Origin of the sequence: Micromonospora palomenae (assembly GCF_007829925.1) — a bacterium.
GTDB classification, from domain to species: Bacteria; Actinomycetota; Actinomycetes; order Mycobacteriales; family Micromonosporaceae; genus Micromonospora; species Micromonospora purpureochromogenes.
Map to the genome: position 1 here is coordinate 715,306 of NZ_VIXA01000002.1, position 22,319 is coordinate 737,624.

Consider the following 22,319-nt stretch of genomic DNA (forward strand, 5'->3'; position numbering starts at 1 on the left):
GGTGGGTCAGGTGGAGTAGTGCTGGTCGTGGGCCTGGCGGGGGGCGCAGACCGAGGCGCGGGAGCAGGAGCAGCGGGAGCCGTCGGCGTCCAGCCGTACCGTGACCGCGTCCCGGGGGACGCTGTGGCCCACCACCTTGCCGTCGCCCTCGGGCGTGGAGACCCGGCTGCCGACCGGCGGGGCGGACTCCTGGAACCGCTGGTAGAGCGGGTGCTCGTACTTCAGGCAGCACATCAGCCGGCCGCAGGCGCCGGAGATCCGCAGCGGGTTCAGCGGTAGGTCCTGGTCCTTCGCCATCCGGATGGTCACCGGCTCGAAGTCGTTGAGGAAGGTGGCGCAGCACAGGTCACGACCGCAGGAGCCGATGCCGCCCTGCACCCGCGCCGAGTCCCGGGCGGAGAGCTGGCGCAGCTCGACCCGGCAGCGCAGGGTCGCGCCCAGGTCGCGGACCAGGGAGCGGAAGTCCACCCGGTGCGGGGCGGTGAAGTAGACGGTGGTCCGGTCGCCGCCGGCGTCGCCCTCGCCCAGGACGTGGTCCACGGCGACGACCTTCATCGGCAGCCCGTGCTCCCGGATCAGCCGCTTGGCGGCCACCTTCGCCTCGGCCTTGCGCCGGCGCAGCAGCTCGTCGCGGCGCAGGTCCTCCTCCTGGGCCAGCCCGGCCAGCTTCGGGAAGCCGTCGGTCTCCTCGGACACCCACTGCGCCGCCCAGACGCACTCGGCCACCTCGGGCCCGTCGTCGGTCGGGACCAGCACCCGGTCGCCGACCTGCGGCCGCAGCTCACCCGGGTCGAGGTAGTAGAGGCGCCCGTACCGGTTGAAGCTGACCGCGCAGAGCATGCCCATGCGGTCCACCCTACGACGGACGACCGGCGCCGGCCCGGCCACCCGTCGCCGCGCGGTTACCCCGTGCAGTCATCCACGATCGTCGACTCGTTCCCTTGCGCCTCGCCCGGACGGCTGAATCGGGCCTCGGGGCGGGACAAACGCCCGGGTGGAGGCGTTGAGTGGAGGCAGACCTGCGGGGGGTGCAGGGAATGGCCACGGCGCCGCCGCCGGGCCCCGGTCCAGGCCGGGTGCCGCGCGCGGCGCCGTGGACCACCCCGGTCAGCGACCCACCCGGGTGGTGCTGTCGTAGCGGACCGGGCCGCCGGTCGACGCCCGCCAGGTGGACTCGGCCAGGCTCGGCGACCACTGGCGCAGCAGCGTCTCCGCCCCGTCGTACGCCACCCCGAGCACCGCGAGCACCCTGGTGGCGATCTCCGCCGCCGCGCCGGTGCCGCTGGCGGAGTCGCCGCCCGGCGCGGTCGCGGCGAGGACGCGTACCGCCTCGGTGGAGCCGAGCACCTCGGCGAGGACCCGGGCCACCGCCAGCCGGCTGCCCTCCACCCAGTGGGCGAGCGCGTCGGCGTACCCGGCGGTCGACTCGATCCGCCCGACCAGGCTCTCCGGCCCCTCGTCGAGGTGGCGCAGCAGCGCCGCGCGGGCCTCGTCGTACGCGGCGGCGGCCGGGCCGGACCACAGGCCCGGGTCGGTGAGGGCGGCGCACGCGTCGTCGTACCCCCGGACGAGCCGGCGCACGGCGTGCCCGGCGGTCGTCAGCGGCGCCGGGTGCAGGTCGAGGAAGGCGCGCAGCGCGTCGCCGGGCAGCACCTGCATCCGGCGCAGCAGCGGCCAGAGCCGGTGGCCCTCGGGAGCGCCGGCGGCGAGCAGGTGGTCGACCCGGCGCAGCAGCTCCAGGCCGGGCTCGGCGAGCCGGTCCAGGGCGTCCATCAGCGCTCCCCGGACAGCCGCCGGCCGGCGGTGTCGTCGGTGCCGGCGTAGCGGTCGGCGGCGCTGCGGACGGCGGCGGCCGCGGCGGCGAGCCGGGCGGCGGCCGCCCCCGCCTCGCGGGCCCGGTCGCCGGTGGCGGCGGTCCACTGCCGGTGCAGCGCCCGGCCGACCTCGCCGGGGCGGCCCGGGGCGTCCGCGCCGAACGCCGGGTGGGCCGGGTCGGTGGCGGTCACCGTGCGGGCGAGCACGGCCAGCGTGTCGCTCGCCTCCTCGAGGCGGGCGGCGAGGGCGCGCAGCGCGTCCATCTCAGGCTCCCGCCAGCGGCCGGTACGCCGCGAAGGTCTCGTTGTGCAGCTTCTCCCGGGCCCACTGCGCGGCGTCCGCCGCGGCGGTGACGGCGGCCTGCACCGAGCCGGCGACGTCGCGCGGGTGGCGGGAGTGCAGCGGGCCCAGGAAGCGGACGTCGGTGATCCGGCCGCCGGCGGTCACCACCACCTCGACCAGCCCGTCCGGCGACCGGACGGTGACCTCGACGGTGTCGACCGCCTGGTCGAACTCGGCCTGGAGGGACTCGATCCGGCGGTAACGCCGCACCGCCTCCTCGATCCACGCCTCATCGATCTCGCGCGGCATCGGTTCTCCCCCCGGCCGACCATCACCCTGCGTGCCCTCACCGTCACCACGGCACACCGGACCGTACCGCACGCCCGCGACACCTGTCGATGCCTGTGGACAGCGGAAACTATCCCCTCCAGAGGGTGAGCATCATCGCCTCGACCGCGATCCGGGGCTTGACGTTCGCCTCGATCGCCGCCCGGCACTCCAGCACGGCCTCCAACCGCCGCAGCGCGCCCTCGGCGTCCCACTTCTGCGCGCCGGCCTCGGCCATCGCGGCGGTGTCGGTGTGCACCGGGGCCACCGGGGCGCGCAGCGCCATCGTGAGCGCGTCCCGGTAGAAGCCGGCCAGGTCGACCAGGGCCCGGTCCAGCGCGTCCCGCTGGGCGCGGGTGGCCCGGGACTTCTGCCGCTTCTCAAGGTCCTTGAGCTGCCCGGCGGCGCCGCGCATCGCGCCGGCCGCGCCCCGCCCGGTGCCGCCCGCGCCGAGCGCGGTCTGCAACGCCGCCCGCTCGCCCGCGTCAGCCTCGGCCACGGAAGCCTCGGCCTCCGCCTCGGCCGCCTCGATCAGGGCCGACGCCGCGTCGAGCGCGGCGCCGACGCCGGTCAGCCGGCGGGGCACCGCCAGCACCGCGTCCCGGCGCTGCCGCGCCTCGGGGTCGCGGGCCAGCCGCCGGGCCCGCCCGACGTGCCCCTGCGCGGCCGCCGCCGCCCACTGCGCCACGTCGGGCGCGATGCCGTCCCGGCGCACCAGCACCTCGGCCACCGCGGCGGCCGGCGGCTGCCGCAGCGGTACGACCCGGCAGCGCGACCGGATGGTCACCGACACGTCGTCCGGGTGGGTGGACGGGGCGCAGAGCAGGAAGACGGTCCGCGGCGGCGGCTCCTCGATCGCCTTGAGCAGGGCGTTGCCGGCGGCCTCGGTGAGCCGGTCGGCGTCCTCGATGATCACGATCTGCCAGCGCCCGCCGGACGGGGTGCTGGCCGCCCGGAGCACCAGCGCGCGCATCTCACCGACCCCGATGGAGAGCCCCTCTGGCACCACCAGGCGCACGTCGGCGTGGGTGCCGGTCATCGTGGTGTGGCAGCCGGGGCACTCGCCGCAGCCGGTGCCGTACGCGCACTGCAACGCGGCGGCGAAGGCGCGCGCGGCCACCGACCGGCCGGAGCCGGGCGGGCCGGTGAAGATCCAGGCGTGGGTCATCCCCGCACCCGGGTCGACCCCCGGCTGCCCCTCGACCTCGGCCTGTCCCGATCCGACGGCGGCCGGGTGGGCGGCGCGCAGCACGGCGGCGGCCGCCGCCGCGGCGTGGCGCAGGGTGGCGACCGCCTCGTCCTGACCGACCAGGTCGGCGAAGACGTCCGGCATCAGGTCCGGTGCTCCATCGTCACCAGCTCCGCGTCGGATAACTCGGGCTGCACCGAGGTGTCCGGCCCGTGGGCGGGGCGCGGGTGCACGATGGCGGCCGGGTCCACCAGGAACTCCTCGACCCGGCGGGCGACCAGGGCGGCGATCTCCTCGGCCGGCCGGGCGGCGTCCAGCACCAGGTAGCGCTTCGGGTCGTTGGCGGCGAGGTCGAGGAAGGCGTACCGGACCCGCTCGTGGAAGGCGAGCGACTCGGCCTCCAGCCGGTCGGTGCCCTGGTTGCGGGAGGCCACCCGGGACAGGCCGGTGCGCGGGTCGACGTCGAGCAGCACCACCAGGTCGGGCTTGAGCCCGCCGGTGGCCCACGAGGAGAGCCAGGAGACCTCCTCGACCGGCAGCGTCCGGCCGGCGCCCTGGTAGGCCAGGGAGGAGTCGACGTACCGGTCGCTGATCACCACCGCGCCCCGGACCAGCGCCGGGCGGACCACGGTGGCGACGTGGTGCGCCCGGTCGGCGGCGTAGAGCAGCGCCTCGGCGCGCGGCGAGGGTGCCTCGGCGCCGGCGTTGTCGAGCACCAGCGACCGGATCCGCTCGCCCACCCCGGTGGCGCCCGGCTCGCGGGTGACCACCACGTCCCGGCCCTGCCCGCGCAGCCGCTCGGCGAGCGTGTCGAGCTGGGTGGACTTGCCGGCGCCCTCGCCGCCCTCGAAGACCACGAAGAGGCCGGAGGAGACGAAGGGCTCGGCGGGCATCAGCGGGCGACCGCGGATCGAGCCCCAGAGGTCGGCGAGGACCGGCACGCCCTTCTTGTCATCCATCTGCCCGAACGCACTGATCCCGGCGAAGATGCCGGCGGCGCCGGCCGCGAGCAGCAGCAGCCGGGTGGAGGAGACGGAGACGCCGAGGTCGGCGATGGTGAGCTTGCGGGAGCCGCCGACGCCGACCAGGAGGCTGCTCAGCGCGATGGCCAGGATCAGCACCAGCCGGGTGCCGATCTGCACCACGGCGAAGACCCGGCCGCGTACCTCGTCGGCGACCTCGCCGCCGAGCAGCGTGGTGCCGGCGAGGAAGGCCATCCCGGCACCGGCGCCGACCAGGATCGCGCCGAGCATGGCCATCGACAGGTGGATGGCGAAGGCGAGCACCAGCACGGACGCGCTGGCCAGCACGATGCTCATGCCGAACCAGCGGCGGCGGGACATGTCCCGGACGATCATCGGGCCGAGCCCGATGCCGAGGGCCAGGCCGATGAAGATCGCCCCGAAGAGCATGTAGAAGGCGGCGTCGCCGGCGCCGAGCGAGGCGGCGAAGAACTTGGCCGTGCCGATCACGATGCCGCCGCCGGCGAACGCGCCGAAGATGCCCAGCACCAGGCCGCGTACCAGCGGGGTCTGCTTGATGAACTTCCAGCCCTCGGTGAACTGGCGCATCATGCTCTGCTCGGTGCGCTCCTGCTCGCCGGCCTGCGCCTGGCTGATCTCCTTGATGCCGAAGGCCACCACCAGCGCGGTGGCCAGCCGGGAGAAGGAGTTGAACCAGAGGGCGAGCTGGGCGGGCTCGGCCCAGCCCGGCATCTCGCCGCCGGTCGCCGCGCGGACGCTGCGGTCGAGCACCGCCAGGGCGATCGCGGCGGCCACCGGGGTCAGCCCGTATGTGGTGATCAGCGTGAGCTGGTTGGCGGTCTCCAGCCGGGCGCGCGGGATCAGGTTGGGAACCGCGGCCTCCTTGGCCGGGATCCAGAGCAGGGTGATGGTCTCGATCAGGAAGGTGGCGATCGCCGCCCAGGTGACCACGACGCCACCGCTGGCCCCGGTGAGGGCGAGCAGCGGGATCGAGGCGAAGAGCACGAAGCGCAGCAGGTCGCAGATGACCATCGTCCAGCGCCGGTCGAAGCGGTCGGCGAGCACGCCGGCCACCGGCCCGAGGATCAGCGCCGGCAGCAGCCGGACCGCGATCAGCGTGCCGAAGGCGGCACCCTTGGCGGTGCTGCCGGAGACCTGGGCGGCGGCGAAGACGGAGGTGGCGAGCAGGCCCAGCCAGTCGCCGAAGGAGGCCGCACCGAGCACGATCCAGAGCCGACGGAACGGCCGGATGCGCAGCACCGAACGGATCGCGGCGGCGCCGGACCGGTCGGCCTGGGCTGCTCCGGACTGCGCCCCGGGCGTCGACACGCCGGGCGACTCGCCGTTCTTCTGGCTTTCGATGGCCGTACCTCCACGTGCCGGCCCAACGCTGGGCAGTCCCGGTGGAACACTCTAGTCCCGGTGGGGGGCCTCCCCACCGGCGACATTCTCCTGCTCGCCGAGCCTAGGCCGCCAGCACCAGCGACCGCAGCCCGGCGGTACATGAGGGTATTTCGCATTACTATCCCGGACAGTTAGCGTGCACCCGTGGCCATCGACAGCGACACCCTGCGCGAGCGCCTCGACTCGGCGACCGCCCACCTCGACCCGCCGTACGCCGTGGTCGACCTCACGGCCTTCGACGCCAACGCCGCCGCGCTGGCCGACCGGGCGGGCGGCAAGCCGGTCCGCGCCGCCAGCAAGTCGATCCGCTCCCGGGAGCTGACCACCCGGGTGCTGGGCCGGCCGGGCTGGGCCGGCGTGATGGCGTTCACCCTGTCCGAGGCGATCTGGCTGGTCCGCTCCGGGGTGACCGACGACGCGCTGGTCGCGTATCCGACAGCGGAGCGGGCGGCGCTCGCCGAGCTGGCCGCCGACCCGGCGCTCGCCGCGGCGGTCACCCTGATGATCGACGGCACCGAACAGCTCGACCTGGTCGACGCGGTCCGCGCCCCCGGCCGGCGGCCGGAGCTGCGGGTCTGCCTCGAACTGGACGCCTCCTGGCGACCGCTGGGCGGGCGGGTGCACGTCGGGGTGCGCCGCTCACCGGTGCACAGCGCCCGGGCCGCCGGCGCGCTCGCCGCCGCCGTCGCCGCCCGGCCGGGCTTCCGGCTGGTCGGGCTGATGGCGTACGAGGCGCAGATCGCCGGCCTCGGCGACGCGCCGCCGGGGCGGGCCGTCATGGGTGCCGCGATCCGGCTGGCGCAGCGCGGGTCGTACCGGGAACTGCTGGCCCGCCGGGGCGCGGCGGTCGCGGCGGTACGCGAACACGCCGACCTGGAGTTCGTCAACGGCGGCGGCACCGGCAGCGTGGCCGCCACCAGCGCCGATCCCGCGGTCACCGAGGTCACCGCGGGATCGGGCCTGTACGGGCCGACGCTGTTCGACGCCTACCGCGCCTGGCAGCCGACCCCGGCGGCGTTCTTCGCCTGTGCCGTGGTCCGCCGGCCGACGCCGCAGCTGGCGACGGTGCTCGGCGGCGGCTGGATCGCCTCCGGCCCGGCCGAGCGGAGCCGGCTGCCCCGGCCCTGGCTGCCGGCCGGGCTGACGCTGGTCGGCACCGAGGGAGCCGGTGAGGTGCAGACCCCGCTGGCCGGCGCCGCGGCGGCCGGGCTGCGGGTCGGCGACCGGGTGTGGTTCCGGCACGCCAAGGCGGGCGAGCTCTGTGAGCACGTCAACGAGTTGCACCTGGTCTCCGGTGACGAGGTGGTCGCCACCGTGCCCACCTACCGCGGCGAGGGGCACGCCTTCCTCTGACCGGGGCCGCCCGGCCCGGGCCGTCAGCCGGGTTGGACGGCGTCGGTGGCGTCCACGTGGCGGTGCAGGTACTCGCGGATCAGCGCCTTGGCCTCGGCGAGGACCCGCTCGTCGCCCTCGGGCTTGCGGCGGAACGCCAGCTTGATCAGGGCGTCCGCGGCCTCGACGGCGATCTCCAGGCAGAACCGCAGCCGCGGTTCGTCGGTCATGCCGAACCGCTCGGTCAGCACCCGGGCCAACTGGTCGGCGATCACGCCGTTGTTGTCCCGCTGCTCATCGAGCAGGTGCAGGTCGACCACGTCGCCGAAGTGCAGGGTACGGAACCCCGGGACCGTCCGGTGCATCGTGATGTACTCGTCGATCCCCGCGTCGACGCCGTCCCACCAGTGGGTCAGGTCGTCCGAGGCGAACCGCTCGTCGAGCCGCTGCAGGTAGGACTCCATCGTGCGCAGGGTCAGCGCCTGCACGATCGCCCGCTTGTCCGGAAAGAACTGGTAGACCGACCCGATCGCCACCTCGGCACGTTCGGCGAGCAGCGTGGTGGTCAGTCCCTCGTACCCCACTTCGTCGACGAGTTCGGCACAGGCGTCCAACATCCGCTGGACCCGCGCGACACTTCGACCCTGCACCGGAACGCGGCGCAGCGGCCCGGTCGTGGCGGCTGGTGTGGACACTCGGCGCCACCCCCCTTCGACGGAAGAACATATCTGGTTGTCACGAGTCCGTGACTACCGGTACAACGAGCGGACCTCGATTGCGGTATTTACCAGGAACAACGTTCCTGATATGAAGTCAGTTCATATTCATGTCGAGGAGCGCGCCGATGGCCGGTACCGCCACCGCATGGTCCAACTGGGCCGGCAACCAGCACAGCACCGCCACCGCCATCCTGCGCCCCGCCACGCTGGACGCCGTCACCGAGGCCGTCCGGGACGCCGCGGCCGCCGGCGAACGCATCCGGGTGGTCGGCAGCGGCCACTCGTTCACCCCGATCGCCGTGGCCGACAGCCGGCGGATCGAATTGACCAGCCTGGCGACCGACGTCCGGGTCGACCGGGACCGACGCCTGGTCACCGTGCCCGCCGGGATGACCCTGCAGACGCTCAACGCGCTGCTCGCCCGGCACGGGCTCGCGCTGCCCAACCTCGGCGACATCGACGCCCAGACCGTCGCCGGCGCGATCTCCACCGGCACCCACGGCACCGGAGCAGGATACGGCTGCCTGTCCACCTTCGTCACGGCGCTGACCCTGGTCACCGGCACCGGCGAGGTGCTGCGCTGCTCCGCCGACGAGCAGCCGGACGTCTTCGCCGCCGCCCGGGTCGGGCTGGGCGCGCTCGGCGTGCTGGTCGAGGTGACCCTGCGCTGCGTCGACGCCTTCGTGCTGCGCGCCCACGAGCGCCCGGCGCCGCTGGACTCGGTGCTCGCCGAGCTGCCGCCCCTGATCGACGCGCACGACCACGTCGAGTTCTACTGGTTCCCGTACACCGCGCGGGTGCAGGTCAAGACCAACGACCGGGTGCCCGCCGACGACCGGCCGCTGCCCCGGTGGCGCGGCTGGCTGGACGACGACTTCCTCGCCAACACCGTCTTCGCCGGGGCCTGCCGGCTGGGCCGCGCCGTGCCGGCGCTGGCCCCGACCATCAGCGCGGTCTCCGCCCGGGCGCTCACCGAACGCACCTACACCGGCCGCTCCGACACGGTCTTCTGCACCCCGCGCCGGGTCCGCTTCGTGGAGATGGAGTACGCCCTGCCGCGCGCCGCCCTGCCGACCGCGCTCGACGCGCTCCGGCGGATCGTCGACGGGCTGCCGTTCAAGGTGCTCTTCCCGGTCGAGGTGCGGTTCACCGCCGCCGACGACATCTGGCTGTCGCACGGCTACGGCCGGGAGTCCGCGTACGTGGCGATCCACCAGTACGTCGGCATGCCGTACGAGCCGTACTTCCGGGCCTTCGAGGAGGTGGCCACCGACCTCGGCGGCCGGCCGCACTGGGGCAAGCTGCACTACCGGGACGCGGCGTCGCTCGCCACGGCGTACCCCCGCTTCGCCGACTTCCTGGCGGTCCGCGACCGCCTGGACCCGGACCGGCTCTTCACCAACCCGCACCTGGACCGGATCCTCGGCTGAGTGCTCCCCGGGCGCCGAGGCGCCCGGGGTCCGTCACTCGGCGGTGCTGGCCGCCTTCTTCGGGGCGGCCTTCTTCGCCGGGGCCTTCTTGGCCGCCGTCGCCTTGGCGGTGGTGGTCTTCTTGGCCGCCGTCGACTTGGCCGCGGCGGTCTTCTTCGCCGCCGTCGCCTTCTTGGCCGGGGCCTTCTTGGCGGCCGCCTTCTTCTTCGGCGCCGGACCCTTCGCCCGCTTCTCGGCCAGCATCTCGGAGGCCTGCTCGATGGTCAGCTCCTCCGGGGTCTGGCCCCGGCGCAGCGACGCGTTGAACTCGCCGTCGGTCACGTACGGCCCGAACCGGCCGTCCTTGATGACCAGCGGCTTCTCGGTCAGCGGGTCGACGCCCATCTCCCGCAGCGGCGGCGCGGCGGCGCGGCGCTGGCGGGCCTTCGGGGCGGCCAGCAGCGCCAGCGCCTCGTCCAGCGTGACGGTGAACATCTTGTCTTCCGAGTCCAGCGAACGGAACTCGTCACCGCGCTTGACGTACGGGCCGTAGCGGCCGTTGTTGGCGAAGACCTCGACCCCGTCGGGGGCCACGCCGATCAGCCGGGGCAGGCTGAGCAGCTTCAACGCCTCGTCGAGGGTGAGCGAGTCCGGCGTCTGCGAGCGCAGCAGCGAGGACTTCCGCTCGCCGCTGGCCACGTACGGGCCGAACCGGCCGGACTTGAGCAGGATCGGCTCGCCGGTGGCCGGGTCGTCGCCGAGCTTGCGCTCGCCCCCGCCGCCGAGGAACAGCTCGTGCACCTTCTCCGGGGTCAGCTCGTCGGGCGCCAGCCCCTCGGGGATCGGTGCCCGGTCGCCCGGGGCGCCGCCCTCCTCGCCCTCCGCCTTCGGCGCGGGCTGCTCGCCCGGCACCGCCCGCTGCAGGTACGGCCCGAACCGGCCCACCCGGACGACGACCTCGCGGCCCTCCTCGTCGGTGAAGAGCGGGATCGAGTTGACGCTGCGCGCGTCGATGTCGGTGATGTTCTCGGTGACCAGCTTCTTCAGCCCGCCGGCGTGGGCGATGGCCTGGTCGCCGGTGCCGTTGGCGCTGCCGAAGTAGAAGGAGGTGAGGAAGTCGACCGCCGCGTGGTCACCGCCGGCGATCTCGTCCAGCTCGTTCTCCATGCTGGCGGTGAAGTCGTAGTCGATCAGGCGCGGGTAGTGCCGCTCCAGCAGCCCGATCACCGCGAACGCCAGGAAGGACGGGATCATCGCCTGGCCGCGCTTGAAGACGTACCCGCGGTCCTGGATCGTCTGCATGATCGACGCGTACGTCGACGGGCGGCCGATGCCCAGCTCTTCCAGCGCCTTGACCAGCGACGCCTCGGTGTAGCGCGACGGCGGCTGGGTGTGGTGGCCCTGCGCGGCCAGCTCGTCGGCGGTCAGTGGCTGGTCCTTGACCAGGGTGGGCAGCCGGCGCTCGGCGTCCTCGGCCTCGGCGTTCTCGTCGTCGCTCGACTCGACGTACGCCCGCAGGAAGCCCGGGTCGGTGATGGTCTTGCCGGTCGCGCCGAAGTCGGCCTCCTCCTGGGCGGAGGAGACGGCGCGGATGCGCACCGAGACGCTGGAGCCGACCGCGTCGGTCATCTGCGAGGCGATGGTGCGCCGCCAGATCAGCTCGTAGAGCTTGAACTCCTCGGCCGACAGCTCCTTGGCCACCTCGCCCGGGGTGCGGAAGTTGTCCCCCGCCGGGCGGATCGCCTCGTGCGCCTCCTGCGCGTTCTTCACCTTGCCGGTGTAGCGGCGCGGCTCCGGCGGCACGCTGCGCTCGCCGTACAGGTCGACGATCTGCCGGCGGGCCGCCGAGACGGCGGTCTCCGACAGGTTCACCGAGTCGGTACGCATGTAGGTGATGTAGCCGTTCTCGTACAGGCGCTGCGCGGTGCGCATCGTCTGCTGCGAGGAGAGGCGCAGCTTGCGGGCCGCCTCCTGCTGGAGGGTGGAGGTGATGAACGGCGCGTACGGGCGGCGGCGGTAGGGCTTCTCCTCGACCCGGGTGACGGTGAACGGCCGCCCGTCGAGGCGGGCCGCCAGGCCCCGGGCGCCGCCCTCGTCGAGGTGCACGACGCCGGCGCCGGCCCGGACCCGACCCGTGGTGGGCTCGAAGTCCTTGCCGGTGGCGATCCGGTCGCCGTTCAGCGCGACCAGGGTGGCGTTGAAGCTGCGCGGGCCCTCGCCGGCGTTCGCCACGGCCAGGGTGGCCAGGATGTCCCAGTACTCGGCGGTGCGGAAGGCCATCCGCTGCCGCTCCCGCTCGACCACGATCCGGGTCGCCACGGACTGCACCCGGCCCGCCGAGAGCTTCGGCATGACCTTCTTCCACAGCACCGGCGAGACCTCGTAGCCGTACAGCCGGTCGAGGATGCGGCGCGCCTCCTGGGCGTCGACCAGGTCGCGGTCGATCTCGCGGGGGTTGGCCACCGCCGCCTGGATCGCCGGCTTGGTGATCTCGTGGAAGACCATCCGCTTGACCGGCACCTTGGGCTTGAGCGTCTCCACCAGGTGCCAGGCGATCGCCTCGCCCTCACGGTCCTCGTCCGTCGCCAGGAAGATCTCGTCGACCTCCTTGGCCAGCTTCATCAGCTTGCTGATCTGCTGCTTACGGTCGGCGGAGACGACGTAGAGGGCGTGGAAGCCGTTGTCGACGTCCACCCCGAGCCGGGCCCACGCCTCGCCCTTGTACTTGGCGGGCACGTCGGCGGCGTTGCGCGGGAGGTCCCGGACGTGGCCGAAGCTGGCCTCCACGACGTATCCCGGGCCGAGGTAGCCCGAGATCGTCTTGGCCTTCGCCGGTGACTCGACGATGACCAGACGGGTGGTTCCAGCGTTGCTCGGCACGTCTCTCCCCGACCTCACTCCTGCTCCATGCCCGATTCGGGCCGTGTTGCACCCCACCGGACCACCGGCGGTCCGGATGTCCAACGTAACGCGCCGCCGGGGTTTCGGGTTTCGCGGGCGGCAAACAGCCTCCGCGCGGCGGGCGCCACGGCGCCGCGCGGGCTTCACGGGCCGGACGGCGCCACCGTACACCGTGGGTAGGGCCGGAGGCGGGCCACTGTGACGATGGCGGACCCTCGGCCGAGGGTCACCGAGCCGTTTTACCGGCCGAGACGCCGCCCGGCTGTCCCCGATCGGACACCTCGTCGCCGCGCCTGCCCGACCCGGTCTGATCGACTCCGTTACGGCGGGACGGCGGTGTCCCGGTGGCCCTGATGCCGCCACCTCGCCGACCTGGAGTCGATCTTGCGCGCCCCTTCAGGTCGGGGTCGGCCAGGCCTCCGGCGGGGCGGCCGACGGCCGCTCGCCGACCAGCTCGGCCAGCCGGGTCAGCCGCCGACGGCCGGCGATCCGGAAGGCCGGCGCGCCGTCGTCGGGCTCCGACACCGCCGTCGGCAGGCCCACGGCGGCGAGCGCCGCCCGCACGGTCGGCCACCACTCCTGGTCTCCGGGGCCGAGCCCGAGCAGGAACCCCGCGGGGTCGGACCGGCCGGCGGCGGCCAGCCAGAGCCGCAGCCGCCGACCGTTGAGATGGAAATGCGCGGGCGGGCGCTTGCGGCCCGCGTCGGTCAGCCAGGCCGTCGCCAGCGGCGCGAGGGTCCGCGCGTACGAGGTGCGCACGGCGTAGCGCTGGTCCTCGGTCGCCTCCCAGCTCGCGGCCAGCCCCCGCGACCCCAGCTCGGCGACGAGCACGTGCACCCGCCAGGCGGCGTCGACCGCGATCGACAGTCGGGCGGTACGCCCCATCCGGCCCACCTCGCCGGGGCCGGCGAGCAGGCCGGCCAGGTCGGCGACGGACGGGTCCGCCGCCTCGGTGCCGAACAGCGAGAGCTGGCGCACCGGTTCGGGGGGTGAGTCGGGAGGGGTCAGCGACACTCCGGAACCTCGTGAAAGGCCTGTTTGAGCTCTTGATCGTTGAGCCGGCTGGTGTCCAGCGCGCTCGCGTCGTACTCCTTGGTGAGCGTCTCGACCGTGGCCTTGACGCCGTCGTAGAAGGTGCTGGCCTCGCCGGTGCCGAGCCCGTCGATGGTGTCGCGGGCCCGGCCGTACGCGTCCCGGACCTTCTCCAGGGTGCTCTGGAACCCCTTGGAGATCTCCTCGCCGTGCTCGGTCTCCGGGACACCGGCGTCGGCGACCCGGCGCCGGGCGGTCTCGCTGGCGTCCGCCGCGCCGGCGAAGAGCCGGACCAGGTTCTCCTTGGCCTGCGCCGGGGTGGTCTGCGCGGTCATCTGCTGGTCGGTGCTGCTGGTGAGCTTGCTGATCTCGGCCCGCCAGGGGGTGAGCGCCTCGCAGACCGAGGCGGCCCAGGCCCGCGGGGTGGGCCCACCGCCGCAGCCGGCGACGGCGAGCACGAGCGTGGCCAGGACCACCGTGAGCTTTCCGGCGGCTGCCGCCCGGCACGTACGCATGCGTTGCAGCGTACGGCCTCCGCGCCGATGCGCCACCGCTCAGGTTTGCCGCCCTCGGGGCGCGGCGGACGGGTTCCCGGCCGGCGGTCGGCCGACCGGGAACCCACCGTCGCCTCAGGCGTTGACCGTCTCCGCCCGCTCCGGGCTACCCGCGCCGGAGCCGCCGTCGGAGGAGTCCATCGCCACGCCCTTGCGCTTGCTGAACACCACCGCGGCCACCACGATCAGGGTCGCGACCAGCGCGATCGTCACCCGCAGCGGGGTGTTGCGGTCGTCGCCGACGCTCCACGCCACCACGGCCGGCGCGATCAGCAGCGAGACCAGGTTCATCACCTTGATCAGCGGGTTGATCGCCGGGCCGGCGGTGTCCTTGAACGGGTCACCGACGGTGTCGCCGATGACCGTCGCGGCGTGCGCCTCGGAGCCCTTGCCGCCGTACGCGCCGTCCTCGACCAGCTTCTTGGCGTTGTCCCAGGCGCCACCGGAGTTGGCCAGGAAGACCGCCATCAGCGTGCCGGCACCGATCGCCCCGGCCAGGTACGCCGCCAGCGCGCCGGGCCCGAGGCCGAAGCCGACCGCGATCGGCGCGAGGATGGCCAGCAGACCGGGGGTCATCAGCTCACGCTGCGCGTCCCGGGTGCAGATGTCGACGACCTTGCCGTACTCGGGGCGCTGGGTGCGGTCCATGATCCCGGGCAGCTCGCGGAACTGCCGGCGGACCTCCATCACCACGGCCCCCGCCGAGCGGGACACCGCGTTGATGGCCAACCCGGAGAAGAGGAAGACCACCGCCGCACCGATGATCAGACCGACCAGGTTGCGCGGGTTGGACACGTTCAGCGAGTTGAGGATCTCGGTGCCGACGTCCCCGACCCCGGCGTCGGCGTACGCGGTGCGCAGGGTGTCGGTGTACGAGCCGAACAGCGCGGTCGCGGCGAGCACCGCCGTGGCGATCGCGATGCCCTTGGTGATCGCCTTGGTGGTGTTGCCCACCGCGTCCAGCTCGGTCAGGATCCGGGCGCCGTTCTCGTCGATGTCGCCGGACATCTCCGCCACGCCCTGCGCGTTGTCGGAGATCGGGCCGAAGGTGTCCATCGCGACGATCACGCCGACGGTGGTGAGCAGGCCGGTGCCGGCCAGCGCGACCGCGAAGAGCGAGAGCGTGATGGAGCTGCCGCCGAGCAGGAACGCCCCGAAGACGCCGGCGGCGATCAGCAGCGCAGAGTAGACGGCCGACTCCAGGCCGACGCTGATGCCGGCGAGGATGACGGTGGCCGCGCCGGTCTGCGAGCTCTTGCCGATGTCCTGCACCGGGCGCCGGTTGGTCTCGGTGAAGTAGCCGGTCAGCGCCTGGATGGCGGCGGCCAGCACGATGCCGATGACGACCGCGCCGATGGCGACGATCCGCGGGTTCTGGTCGACGTCGGTCAGCCCGCCCTCCAGCTCGGCGAAGGTCGCCGGCAGGTAGGCGAAGGCGGCGATCGCCACCAGCACCGCCGAGATCACCGCGGAGAGATAGAAGGCCCGGTTGATCGCGGTCAGGCCGTTGCGGTCCGAGACGCGCAGCCGGGTGATGAAGACGCCGATGATCGCGACGAGGACACCGATGGTGGAGATGATCAGCGGGAAGACCAGGCCGTCCTCGCCGAACGCGGCACGACCCAGGATCAGGGCCGCGACCAGGGTCACCGCGTACGACTCGAACAGGTCGGCGGCCATGCCGGCGCAGTCGCCGACGTTGTCGCCCACGTTGTCCGCGATGGTGGCCGCGTTGCGCGGGTCGTCCTCGGGGATGCCCTGCTCGACCTTGCCGACCAGGTCGGCGCCGACGTCGGCGGCCTTGGTGAAGATGCCGCCGCCGACCCGCATGAACATGGCCAGCAGGGCGGCGCCGAAGCCGAAGCCCTCCAGCACCGTCGGCGCGTCGCCCTTGAAGAGCAGGACGACCATCGCGGCGCCGAAGAGGCCGAGCCCGACGGTGAGGAAGCCGACCACACCGCCGGTGCGGAAGGCGATCTTCATGGCGGCCTCGCGCCCGCCCTGCGCCTCGCGGGCCGCCGCGGCGACCCGCAGGTTGGCGCGGGTGGCCAGCCACATGCCGGCGCCACCGATGGACGCGCTGAACAGGGCACCGACCACGAAGAACGCGGACCGGCCGAGCTTCACCGCCAGCTCGCTGCCGTCGGTGTCGTGCACCGGGAGCAGGAAGAGGAGCACGACGGCGACGACGACGAAGATCGCCAGCGTCCTGAACTGCCGGAGCAGGTACGCGGAGGCACCCTCCTGTACCGCTCCGGAGATCTCCTGCATGTTGGTGGTGCCCTTACCGGCTGCCAGCACGGCCTTGGTCAAGGCGGCGGCGAAGACGAGTGCCACCAGCGCGATCACCGCGGCGATGACGACGTACGTCAGGTTTCCTCCGGAAAGGGACAGCGCGCCGCCTTCGGCGGCCAAGGTCCCGGACATCTATGTCCTCCTGTACCGAACACTGTCGCGCCGGCCAGCGGACGCACTGACCCGACGCCTGGATGCGGTTGCGCAAGCGCGCCAACCCACCCCACCGGACCAGCGATGAACGCACATACCCGCTGGTTGCGGGAAGGATCACTTGCTGACAACCCCGGTACTGTAGCCCCGCGCAGTGTTGGAGGTCACATCCGGGGGACACCGTGTCCGGATGATCTTCGTAACTGTGTTATGAGGAAAAATCTGATATAGGAGCCCATCAGCACGTCGAGGCCGCGACCCCGAAGGGTCGCGGCCTCGTAGACGCAGAGTGCGCAGGTCAGCGGCCGACCGGCCACACCATCCGGACCTCGGTGCCGACGCCCTCGTCGACCGGACGAACCTGAAGGTCCTCCACGAAACCGGCGAGCAGGGCGAAGCCGACGCCGGTGGTCAGCGCCTCGTCGGTCAGCGACTCGTTGGCCAGGTCGTCGGCGTTCAACGCGGCCAGCCCGATGCCCGCCTCGATCGGCGCGCGGTCCACCACCCGCACCGAGTACGCCCCGGCGTCGGACATCTCCACCAGCACCGGATCGGGCAGCCCGTACTGCCGGTGCAGCGCGACCGCCCGGGTGCACGCCTCGCCGATGGCCAGCCGCACCTCGTCGAGCAGGTTCTCGCGCACCCCGGCCCGGCGGGCCACCGCGACGCCGACCAGGCGGGCGGTGCGCACGTGCACCGGAGCCGGCGAGAAGGAGAGTCGGACCGTCGCCATCACGCGCCGGCGCCGGTGGGGTCCGCCGCGATCGCCGCCTCGACCGTGGGGTGCAGCGGGAACACCTGGTCCAGCGCGGTGATCCGGAAGATCTTGAGCAGCGGCTCCTTGTCGCAGACCAGGGCGAAGGAGCCACCGGCCGAGCGGAGCCGCTTGAGGGCGCCGACCAGCACGCCGAGGCCGGTCGAGTCGAGGAAGTCCACCCGGCCGAGGTCGACGACCACCCGCCGGGAGCCACCATCGATCAGCTCGAGGAGCCGTTCGCGCAGGCGGGGGGCGGTGTAGACGTCCACCTCACCGCCGACCTCGAGCACCGTGTGCTCCCCCACGGTGCGGGTCGCCAGCGACAGCTCCATCAGTCCCTCCTCCGAGAGCCGTAAACTCTCCTGGGCATCTAACCATCCCCGCCACGACGGCCTCTGGTCACCGGCGGAGGCTTCTCCTTACCCACGCCCGGAGTTGTTCACCTCCGAACACCAGTGCGAGAGTGCAGGACGTGAATCCCGCAGCCACCGTATCCGCAGGTCCCGGCCCCGGGCGACCGCCGACGGCGGCCCCGGGCGACCTGCTGCGCCGGCTGCGCGCCCGGCACGGCGACGATCCGGTCACCCACGTCGAGCGGGTCCCGGCCCGACCCGGCGAGCCGGCCCCCTGGCCGCAGTGGGCTCCCGAGGATCTGCGGGCGGCGTTCGCCCGGCGCGGCGTGGTCGCGCCCTGGCGGCACCAGGCCGAGGCCGCCGAGCTGGCGTACGCGGGGCAGCACGTGGTGGTGGCCACCGGCACGGCGTCCGGCAAGTCGCTGGCCTACCAGCTGCCCGCGCTGGCCACCCTGCTCGCCGACCCCAGGGCCACCGTGCTCTACCTGGCCCCGACCAAGGCGCTCGCCGCCGACCAGCTCCGCGCCGTCGCCGGCCTGGAACTCGACGGGGTACGCCCCGCCACCTACGACGGGGACACCCCGCGCGCCGAGCGGGAGTGGATCCGCCAGCACTCGCGGTTCGTCCTGACCAACCCGGACATGCTGCACCACGGCATCCTCCCCGGGCACGCGCACTGGTCCGGCTTCCTGCGCCGGCTGGCGTACGTGGTGATCGACGAGTGCCACACCTACCGGGGCGTGTTCGGCTCACACGTCGCGCACGTGCTGCGCCGCCTGCGCCGGCAGTGCGCGAAGTACGGCCGTACCCCCGTCTTCGTGCTGGCCTCGGCGACGTCGGGCGACCCGGCGACGGCGGCCGGGCGGCTCACCGGCCTGCCGGTGGCGGCCGTCACCGAGGACACCTCGCCGCGCGGCGGGGTGACCTTCGCGCTCTGGGAGCCGCCGCTGCTCCCCGCTTCCTCGGGGGAGGTCGCGGACCTCGCGCCGGTCCGCCGGTCGGCGTTGCGGGAGACCGCGGACCTGCTCGCCGACACCGTCGCCGAGGGGGTACGCACGCTGGCCTTCGTCCGCTCCCGCAAGGGCGCCGAGGTGGTGGCGGCGAACGCGCGGCGGGCGCTCGACGAGGCGGTACCCGGGCTCGGCGACCGGGTGGCCGCCTACCGGGCCGGCTACCTGCGCGAGGAGCGGCGCGAGCTGGAACGCGCCCTGCTCCACGGCGACCTGCTCGGTCTCGCCTCCACCAACGCGCTGGAACTCGGCGTCGACCTGGTCGGCCTGGACGCGGTGCTGATCTGCGGCTGGCCGGGCACCCGGGCGTCGCTCTGGCAGCAGGCCGGCCGCGCCGGCCGCTCCGGCGACGAGGCGCTGGCGGTGCTGGTGGCCCGGGACGACCCGCTCGACACCTATCTGGTGCACCACCCGGAGGCGCTGTTCGGGCGGCCGGTCGAGGCCACCGTGCTCGACCCGGCCAACCCGTACGTGCTCGCCCCGCAGCTCGCCTGCGCGGCGGCGGAGGCCCCGCTCACCCCGGCCGACCTGGACCTCTTCGGCGACGGGGCGAAGGAGGCCGTGGAGGAACTGGTCGCGGCGGGGGCGCTGCGGCAGCGGCCGACCGGCTGGTACTGGCGGCACCGGGAGCGGCCCGAGGTGGACCTGCGCGGCGAGGGCGGCGCGCCGGTCTGCGTGGTGGAAGCCTCGACCGGGCGGCTGCTCGGCACCGTCGACGGCGGCTCCTCGCACTTCCTCATCCACCCCGGCGCGGTCTACCTGCACCAGGGCGTCTCGTACGTGGTCGACTCGCTGGACCTGGCCGACGGATGCGCGCTGGTGCACGCCGAGGAGCCGGACTGGTCCACCCACGCTCGCGACGTCACCTCGCTGTCGGTGGTGTCGGTCCGCTCCTACGTGGACGCCGGGCCGGTCGGGCTCTTCCTCGGCGAGGTGGACGTGACCAGCCAGGTGGTGTCGTACCAGCGGCGGCGGATCGCCTCCGGGGAGGTGATCGACACCCGACCGCTGGACCTGCCGGCCCGGGAACTGCGCACCGTCGCGGTCTGGTTCACCCTCTCCCCACAGTCGCTTGCTCTCGCCGGGGTGGAGGCGGCTGACGTCCCGGGGGCGCTGCACGCCGCCGAGCACGCCGCCATCGGGCTGCTGCCGCTGATGGCCACCTGCGACCGCTGGGACATCGGCGGGCTCTCCACCGCCCTGCACCCGGACACCGAGGCCCCGACCGTCTTCGTCTACGACGGCCACCCGGGCGGGGCGGGCTTCGCCGAGCGGGCGTACGGGACGGCGGCGGCCTGGCTGCGCGCCACCCGGGACGCGATCGCCGAGTGCGGCTGCGAGGCGGGCTGCCCGTCCTGCGTGCAGTCGCCGAAGTGCGGCAACGGCAACAACCCGCTCTCCAAGCCGGACGCCGTCCGAGTGCTCGACGTGGTGCTCGCCAATCTGCCCCGCGACGCCGAGCCGTCGCCGGCCCTGCCGGATGGCGTTCCGGTCGCGTCGGATGCACCTGCGACGGCGGACCTGCCGACCACCTCGGCCGGTTCGTCGGTTGACGCCTCGGGCGCGCCGCTCCTGCCGCGTCAGGACGATCGGACCGACGCCCGGTCGGGCACGGACGCCGAGGTCACTCCGGGCGCGAGCTGAGCTCGTTCGCTTTCCGGGATCGTGCATGACCGGCCCGGCCGGTGGGCATTGATGGATGGGAGCGCTTCCATAGACGGCCTTCGGTCCACCGGTAGCGCTCACCACACCAGCCGAACCGCCGTTGCCGTACCGGAGGAGGAGCCGTGGCCGACACCATCGCCGAAACCGTCGACCTGCTCTATACGATCGACCAGGAGAAGCTCACCCCCGACCAGCAGATCGCCCTGGGTACCGCCCTGGCCAGCCTGGCGCAGGCGGAACGCCTCGAACAGATCAACGAGCGGCTACGCGGAATCCACCAGGTGCTCAACGCCTGGGCGCTGAAGGCGACGGTCGAGGGCGGACGCTGAGCCGCAGGTTGTGCGAGACTCCGGCGCACACTTCGGAGGAGATATATATGCAGCTCGACAATTTGCAGACGCAGCACCAGTTCCACGTCCGGCAGCGGATCCGGATGATGGTCAACCAGTACGAGGTCCGCGCCGTGGCCCCGGACGGCACCGAGGGAGAGCTGCTGGCGTTCGCGCAGCAGAAGCGGCTCGCCTTCAAGGAACAGGTCACCATCTACACCGACGACTCCAAGCAGCAGCCCCTGCTCGGCTTCAAGGCGCGGCAGCGGCTCGACCTCGGCGCCACGTACGACGTGACCGACGCGGCCGGCACCCCGATCGGGCAGTTCCGCAAGGACTTCGCCCAGTCGCTGCTGCGCTCGACCTGGCACGTCGAGCAGGCCGGCCTGCCGCAGATCACCGGTCAGGAGCGGAGCATGCCGGTGGCGCTGCTGCGCCGGTTCGTGGACTCGCTGTCCTGGCTGCCGTACCACTTCGACTTCGTCGCCGAGGGCCAGCCGGTCTTCTCGGTGATCAAGAAGTGGGGCCTGCGCGACAAGTACGTCGTCGAGGTGCAGAACCCGCAGGTGGACCGCCGCCTGGTGATCGCGATGGCGATCGGCCTGGACGCGCTGCAGAGCCGCTGACCAGTTGACCGGCCGGGGCGCGTCCTGCGGGCGCGCACCCGGCCGTCTTGTCGGGGCTGCGGCGCACTCATGCCGGGTCGCCGCCACCCGCTGCCCGCGAGCCGGCCCGCTGCCACAGGCAGGGCACGTCTGAGCCCTGCCACCTGGCGGCGCCGACACCCGGCGGGGCTCGCGAACGACCGGCGTACCCACCCAAGTTGCCGCCCCGCGGGCGCGGCCAGGATCCTCGCCGGTCCCAGGCGACCCGGCCCGAACAGTCAGTCGCGGATCGGGCCGGCGCGGGAGGTGGCCGTGGCGGTCCGGTGGAAACCCGGCAGCGGGGTCACCGGCACCTCCACGGTCACCAGCACGTCGAGGCCGTCCAGGTGGCAGCCGGCCAGCCGGGCACCGTTGGCCCGGGCGATCTCGGCCGCCGCGCCGCAGGCCACGCCATCCCCGTCCAGCGCCCGGCCCGCCCCGGCGAGCGCCGCGAAGTCGGCACCGACCCGGGCCTGGTGCCGAGCCGTCCGGGCGGTGCCGATCGCCGCACCGAAGACCCCGACCAGGACGAACACCAGGCCGACGACGAGCAGGCACACCGTCGCCCCACCCCGGTCGGACGCACCGGTTCGCCTCGGGGGCACGGCTGCGCCGCCGGGAAGCCCGGACCGCCCCCGCGTGACCACAGGGCTGCCGGATCGCGCGGGCGTCACGGGTGCGCCGCCGGGGAGCCCGGCTCGACGGCGGCGACCGTGGTGGCCGCCACGGTGATCCGGGGTAGTCGCGCACCGAGCGCCCGGACGGGTGCCCGAACGGTGGCGGTGACCCGCTCGCCGTTCACCGACACCGAGACGACCGCGCCCGGGGGCGCGATCCGCGTCCCGGCCGCCGTGCCGCTCTCACCTCGGGAGGCGGCGAGTGCCGCCTCCCGGGCCGCGTCCAGGCAGGCGGCCTTCGTGGTGACCGCGTCGACCGCGGTGAGGCCGGCGAGCAGGAGCAGGAGCAGCGCCGGCAGGCCGGCCGCCAGTTCGGCGGTGAACGAACCACGGTCACGACCGGCCGGCCGGCGCCGGCTCACTTCAGCGCCCGGTCGATGACGGCGGTCAGGGCGGACTGCACGTTGCCGGACGTGAGCACCTTGAGCAGGATGCCCGCGAAGGCGACCGCGGCGAGCGTGCCGACGGCGTACTCGGCGGTGTTCATCC

The 22,319-nt window shown here is 73.7% G+C and carries 21 protein-coding genes; 5 read left to right on the plus strand and 16 right to left on the minus strand.

Annotated elements, in window-relative coordinates:
• Positions 1–6: 6 nt before the first annotated feature.
• From FHX75_RS14385 to tmk, 6 genes are all read right to left on the minus strand, one after another.
• The gene (locus tag FHX75_RS14385) at positions 7–846 is read right to left on the minus strand and encodes a PSP1 domain-containing protein (RefSeq protein ID WP_154940242.1); all 840 of its coding nucleotides are present in this window, start codon (positions 844–846) and stop codon (positions 7–9) included.
• A gap of 261 nt (positions 847–1,107) precedes the next feature.
• Positions 1,108–1,773: a hypothetical protein gene (locus FHX75_RS14390; protein ID WP_154940244.1), complete on the minus strand. Its 666-nt coding sequence runs from the start codon at positions 1,771–1,773 to the stop codon at positions 1,108–1,110.
• Complete coding sequence (locus FHX75_RS14395) at positions 1,773–2,078, minus strand: hypothetical protein (RefSeq protein WP_154940246.1); 306 nt, start codon at positions 2,076–2,078, stop codon at positions 1,773–1,775. Before FHX75_RS14395 ends, FHX75_RS14390 begins: the two co-directional genes overlap by 1 nt.
• Position 2,079: 1 nt before the next feature.
• Entirely contained in the window at positions 2,080–2,406 is a 327-nt protein-coding gene (locus FHX75_RS14400) for a YbaB/EbfC family nucleoid-associated protein (protein WP_154940248.1), read from the minus strand.
• 109 nt (positions 2,407–2,515) lie between these two features.
• Entirely contained in the window at positions 2,516–3,757 is a 1,242-nt protein-coding gene (locus tag FHX75_RS14405; RefSeq protein ID WP_154940250.1) for a DNA polymerase III subunit delta', read from the minus strand.
• Positions 3,757–5,856 (minus strand): dTMP kinase, encoded by a 2,100-nt coding sequence (tmk, locus tag FHX75_RS14410; RefSeq protein WP_154940252.1) that lies wholly within the window; start codon positions 5,854–5,856, stop codon positions 3,757–3,759. The genes FHX75_RS14405 and tmk overlap by 1 nt, the downstream gene beginning before the upstream one ends.
• Positions 5,857–6,144: 288 nt before the next feature.
• Here tmk and FHX75_RS14415 point away from each other — a divergent pair, with 288 nt between their 5' ends.
• Positions 6,145–7,353, plus strand: a complete 1,209-nt coding sequence (locus FHX75_RS14415) for an alanine racemase (protein ID WP_154940254.1) — start codon at positions 6,145–6,147, stop codon at positions 7,351–7,353.
• Between the two features lie 23 nt (positions 7,354–7,376).
• Here the strand turns inward: FHX75_RS14415 and FHX75_RS14420 are convergent, their stop codons facing one another.
• Entirely contained in the window at positions 7,377–7,949 is a 573-nt protein-coding gene (locus FHX75_RS14420; RefSeq protein ID WP_154941971.1) for a TetR/AcrR family transcriptional regulator, read from the minus strand.
• Positions 7,950–8,176: 227 nt separating this feature from the next.
• On the opposite strand from FHX75_RS14420, the gene FHX75_RS14425 reads away from it, so the two are divergent.
• Positions 8,177–9,481 (plus strand): D-arabinono-1,4-lactone oxidase, encoded by a 1,305-nt coding sequence (locus FHX75_RS14425; protein ID WP_154940256.1) that lies wholly within the window; start codon positions 8,177–8,179, stop codon positions 9,479–9,481.
• Between the two features lie 33 nt (positions 9,482–9,514).
• On the opposite strand, the gene topA is transcribed toward FHX75_RS14425, so the two are convergent.
• The 6 genes from topA to FHX75_RS14455 form a co-directional block, all read right to left on the minus strand.
• A complete protein-coding gene (gene topA, locus FHX75_RS14430; RefSeq protein WP_154940258.1) occupies positions 9,515–12,340 on the minus strand; it encodes a type I DNA topoisomerase in 2,826 nt (941 codons plus the stop codon).
• A gap of 417 nt (positions 12,341–12,757) precedes the next feature.
• Positions 12,758–13,375 carry a hypothetical protein gene (locus FHX75_RS14435; protein ID WP_154940260.1) on the minus strand — a complete coding sequence of 206 codons (618 nt, stop codon included), beginning with the start codon at positions 13,373–13,375 and terminating at the stop codon, positions 12,758–12,760.
• Positions 13,366–13,908, minus strand: coding sequence for a hypothetical protein (locus FHX75_RS14440; protein WP_154940262.1), 543 nt, complete (start codon positions 13,906–13,908; stop codon positions 13,366–13,368). The genes FHX75_RS14435 and FHX75_RS14440 overlap by 10 nt, the downstream gene beginning before the upstream one ends.
• Before the next feature lie 114 nt (positions 13,909–14,022).
• Positions 14,023–16,374 carry a sodium-translocating pyrophosphatase gene (locus FHX75_RS14445; protein WP_154940264.1) on the minus strand — a complete coding sequence of 784 codons (2,352 nt, stop codon included), beginning with the start codon at positions 16,372–16,374 and terminating at the stop codon, positions 14,023–14,025.
• A 319-nt stretch (positions 16,375–16,693) separates the two neighbouring features.
• Positions 16,694–17,131, minus strand: coding sequence for an ATP-binding protein (locus FHX75_RS14450; protein WP_088959228.1), 438 nt, complete (start codon positions 17,129–17,131; stop codon positions 16,694–16,696).
• Positions 17,128–17,484 (minus strand): STAS domain-containing protein, encoded by a 357-nt coding sequence (locus FHX75_RS14455; RefSeq protein ID WP_088959229.1) that lies wholly within the window; start codon positions 17,482–17,484, stop codon positions 17,128–17,130. The genes FHX75_RS14450 and FHX75_RS14455 overlap by 4 nt, the downstream gene beginning before the upstream one ends.
• 140 nt (positions 17,485–17,624) lie before the next feature.
• Here FHX75_RS14455 and FHX75_RS14460 point away from each other — a divergent pair, with 140 nt between their 5' ends.
• The 3 genes from FHX75_RS14460 (at position 17,625) to FHX75_RS14470 (ending at position 21,135) form a co-directional block, all read left to right on the plus strand.
• Entirely contained in the window at positions 17,625–20,159 is a 2,535-nt protein-coding gene (locus FHX75_RS14460; protein WP_246158057.1) for a DEAD/DEAH box helicase, read from the plus strand.
• A gap of 143 nt (positions 20,160–20,302) precedes the next feature.
• Complete coding sequence (locus FHX75_RS14465; RefSeq protein ID WP_154940266.1) at positions 20,303–20,509, plus strand: hypothetical protein; 207 nt, start codon at positions 20,303–20,305, stop codon at positions 20,507–20,509.
• Between the two features lie 47 nt (positions 20,510–20,556).
• On the plus strand, positions 20,557–21,135 hold the full coding sequence (locus FHX75_RS14470; protein WP_154940268.1) for an LURP-one-related family protein: 579 nt from the start codon (positions 20,557–20,559) through the stop codon (positions 21,133–21,135).
• A 257-nt stretch (positions 21,136–21,392) separates the two neighbouring features.
• Here the strand turns inward: FHX75_RS14470 and FHX75_RS14475 are convergent, their stop codons facing one another.
• Genes FHX75_RS14475 through FHX75_RS14485 form a run of 3 tightly spaced genes read right to left on the minus strand, consistent with a single transcriptional unit; the run spans position 21,393 to position 22,317 of the window.
• Complete coding sequence (locus tag FHX75_RS14475; RefSeq protein WP_425463493.1) at positions 21,393–21,800, minus strand: Rv3654c family TadE-like protein; 408 nt, start codon at positions 21,798–21,800, stop codon at positions 21,393–21,395.
• 23 nt (positions 21,801–21,823) lie between these two features.
• Entirely contained in the window at positions 21,824–22,192 is a 369-nt protein-coding gene (locus FHX75_RS14480; RefSeq protein ID WP_154940272.1) for a TadE family type IV pilus minor pilin, read from the minus strand.
• On the minus strand, positions 22,189–22,317 hold the full coding sequence (locus tag FHX75_RS14485) for a DUF4244 domain-containing protein (RefSeq protein WP_208418639.1): 129 nt from the start codon (positions 22,315–22,317) through the stop codon (positions 22,189–22,191). Before FHX75_RS14485 ends, FHX75_RS14480 begins: the two co-directional genes overlap by 4 nt.
• Positions 22,318–22,319: the final 2 nt, after the last annotated feature.

Coding starts and splice junctions, on each gene's coding strand:
- FHX75_RS14425 (WP_154940256.1), top strand. CDS start 8,177: ATGGCCGGTACCGCCACCGCATGGTCCAACTGGGCCGGCAACCAGCAC.
- FHX75_RS14440 (WP_154940262.1), bottom strand. CDS start 13,908: ATGCGTACGTGCCGGGCGGCAGCCGCCGGAAAGCTCACGGTGGTCCTG.
- FHX75_RS14395 (WP_154940246.1), bottom strand. CDS start 2,078: ATGGACGCGCTGCGCGCCCTCGCCGCCCGCCTCGAGGAGGCGAGCGAC.
- FHX75_RS14390 (WP_154940244.1), bottom strand. CDS start 1,773: ATGGACGCCCTGGACCGGCTCGCCGAGCCCGGCCTGGAGCTGCTGCGC.
- FHX75_RS14485 (WP_208418639.1), bottom strand. CDS start 22,317: ATGAACACCGCCGAGTACGCCGTCGGCACGCTCGCCGCGGTCGCCTTC.
- FHX75_RS14470 (WP_154940268.1), top strand. CDS start 20,557: ATGCAGCTCGACAATTTGCAGACGCAGCACCAGTTCCACGTCCGGCAG.
- FHX75_RS14385 (WP_154940242.1), bottom strand. CDS start 846: ATGGGCATGCTCTGCGCGGTCAGCTTCAACCGGTACGGGCGCCTCTAC.
- FHX75_RS14445 (WP_154940264.1), bottom strand. CDS start 16,374: ATGTCCGGGACCTTGGCCGCCGAAGGCGGCGCGCTGTCCCTTTCCGGA.
- FHX75_RS14400 (WP_154940248.1), bottom strand. CDS start 2,406: ATGCCGCGCGAGATCGATGAGGCGTGGATCGAGGAGGCGGTGCGGCGT.
- FHX75_RS14405 (WP_154940250.1), bottom strand. CDS start 3,757: ATGCCGGACGTCTTCGCCGACCTGGTCGGTCAGGACGAGGCGGTCGCC.
- FHX75_RS14455 (WP_088959229.1), bottom strand. CDS start 17,484: ATGGAGCTGTCGCTGGCGACCCGCACCGTGGGGGAGCACACGGTGCTC.
- FHX75_RS14420 (WP_154941971.1), bottom strand. CDS start 7,949: ATGTTGGACGCCTGTGCCGAACTCGTCGACGAAGTGGGGTACGAGGGA.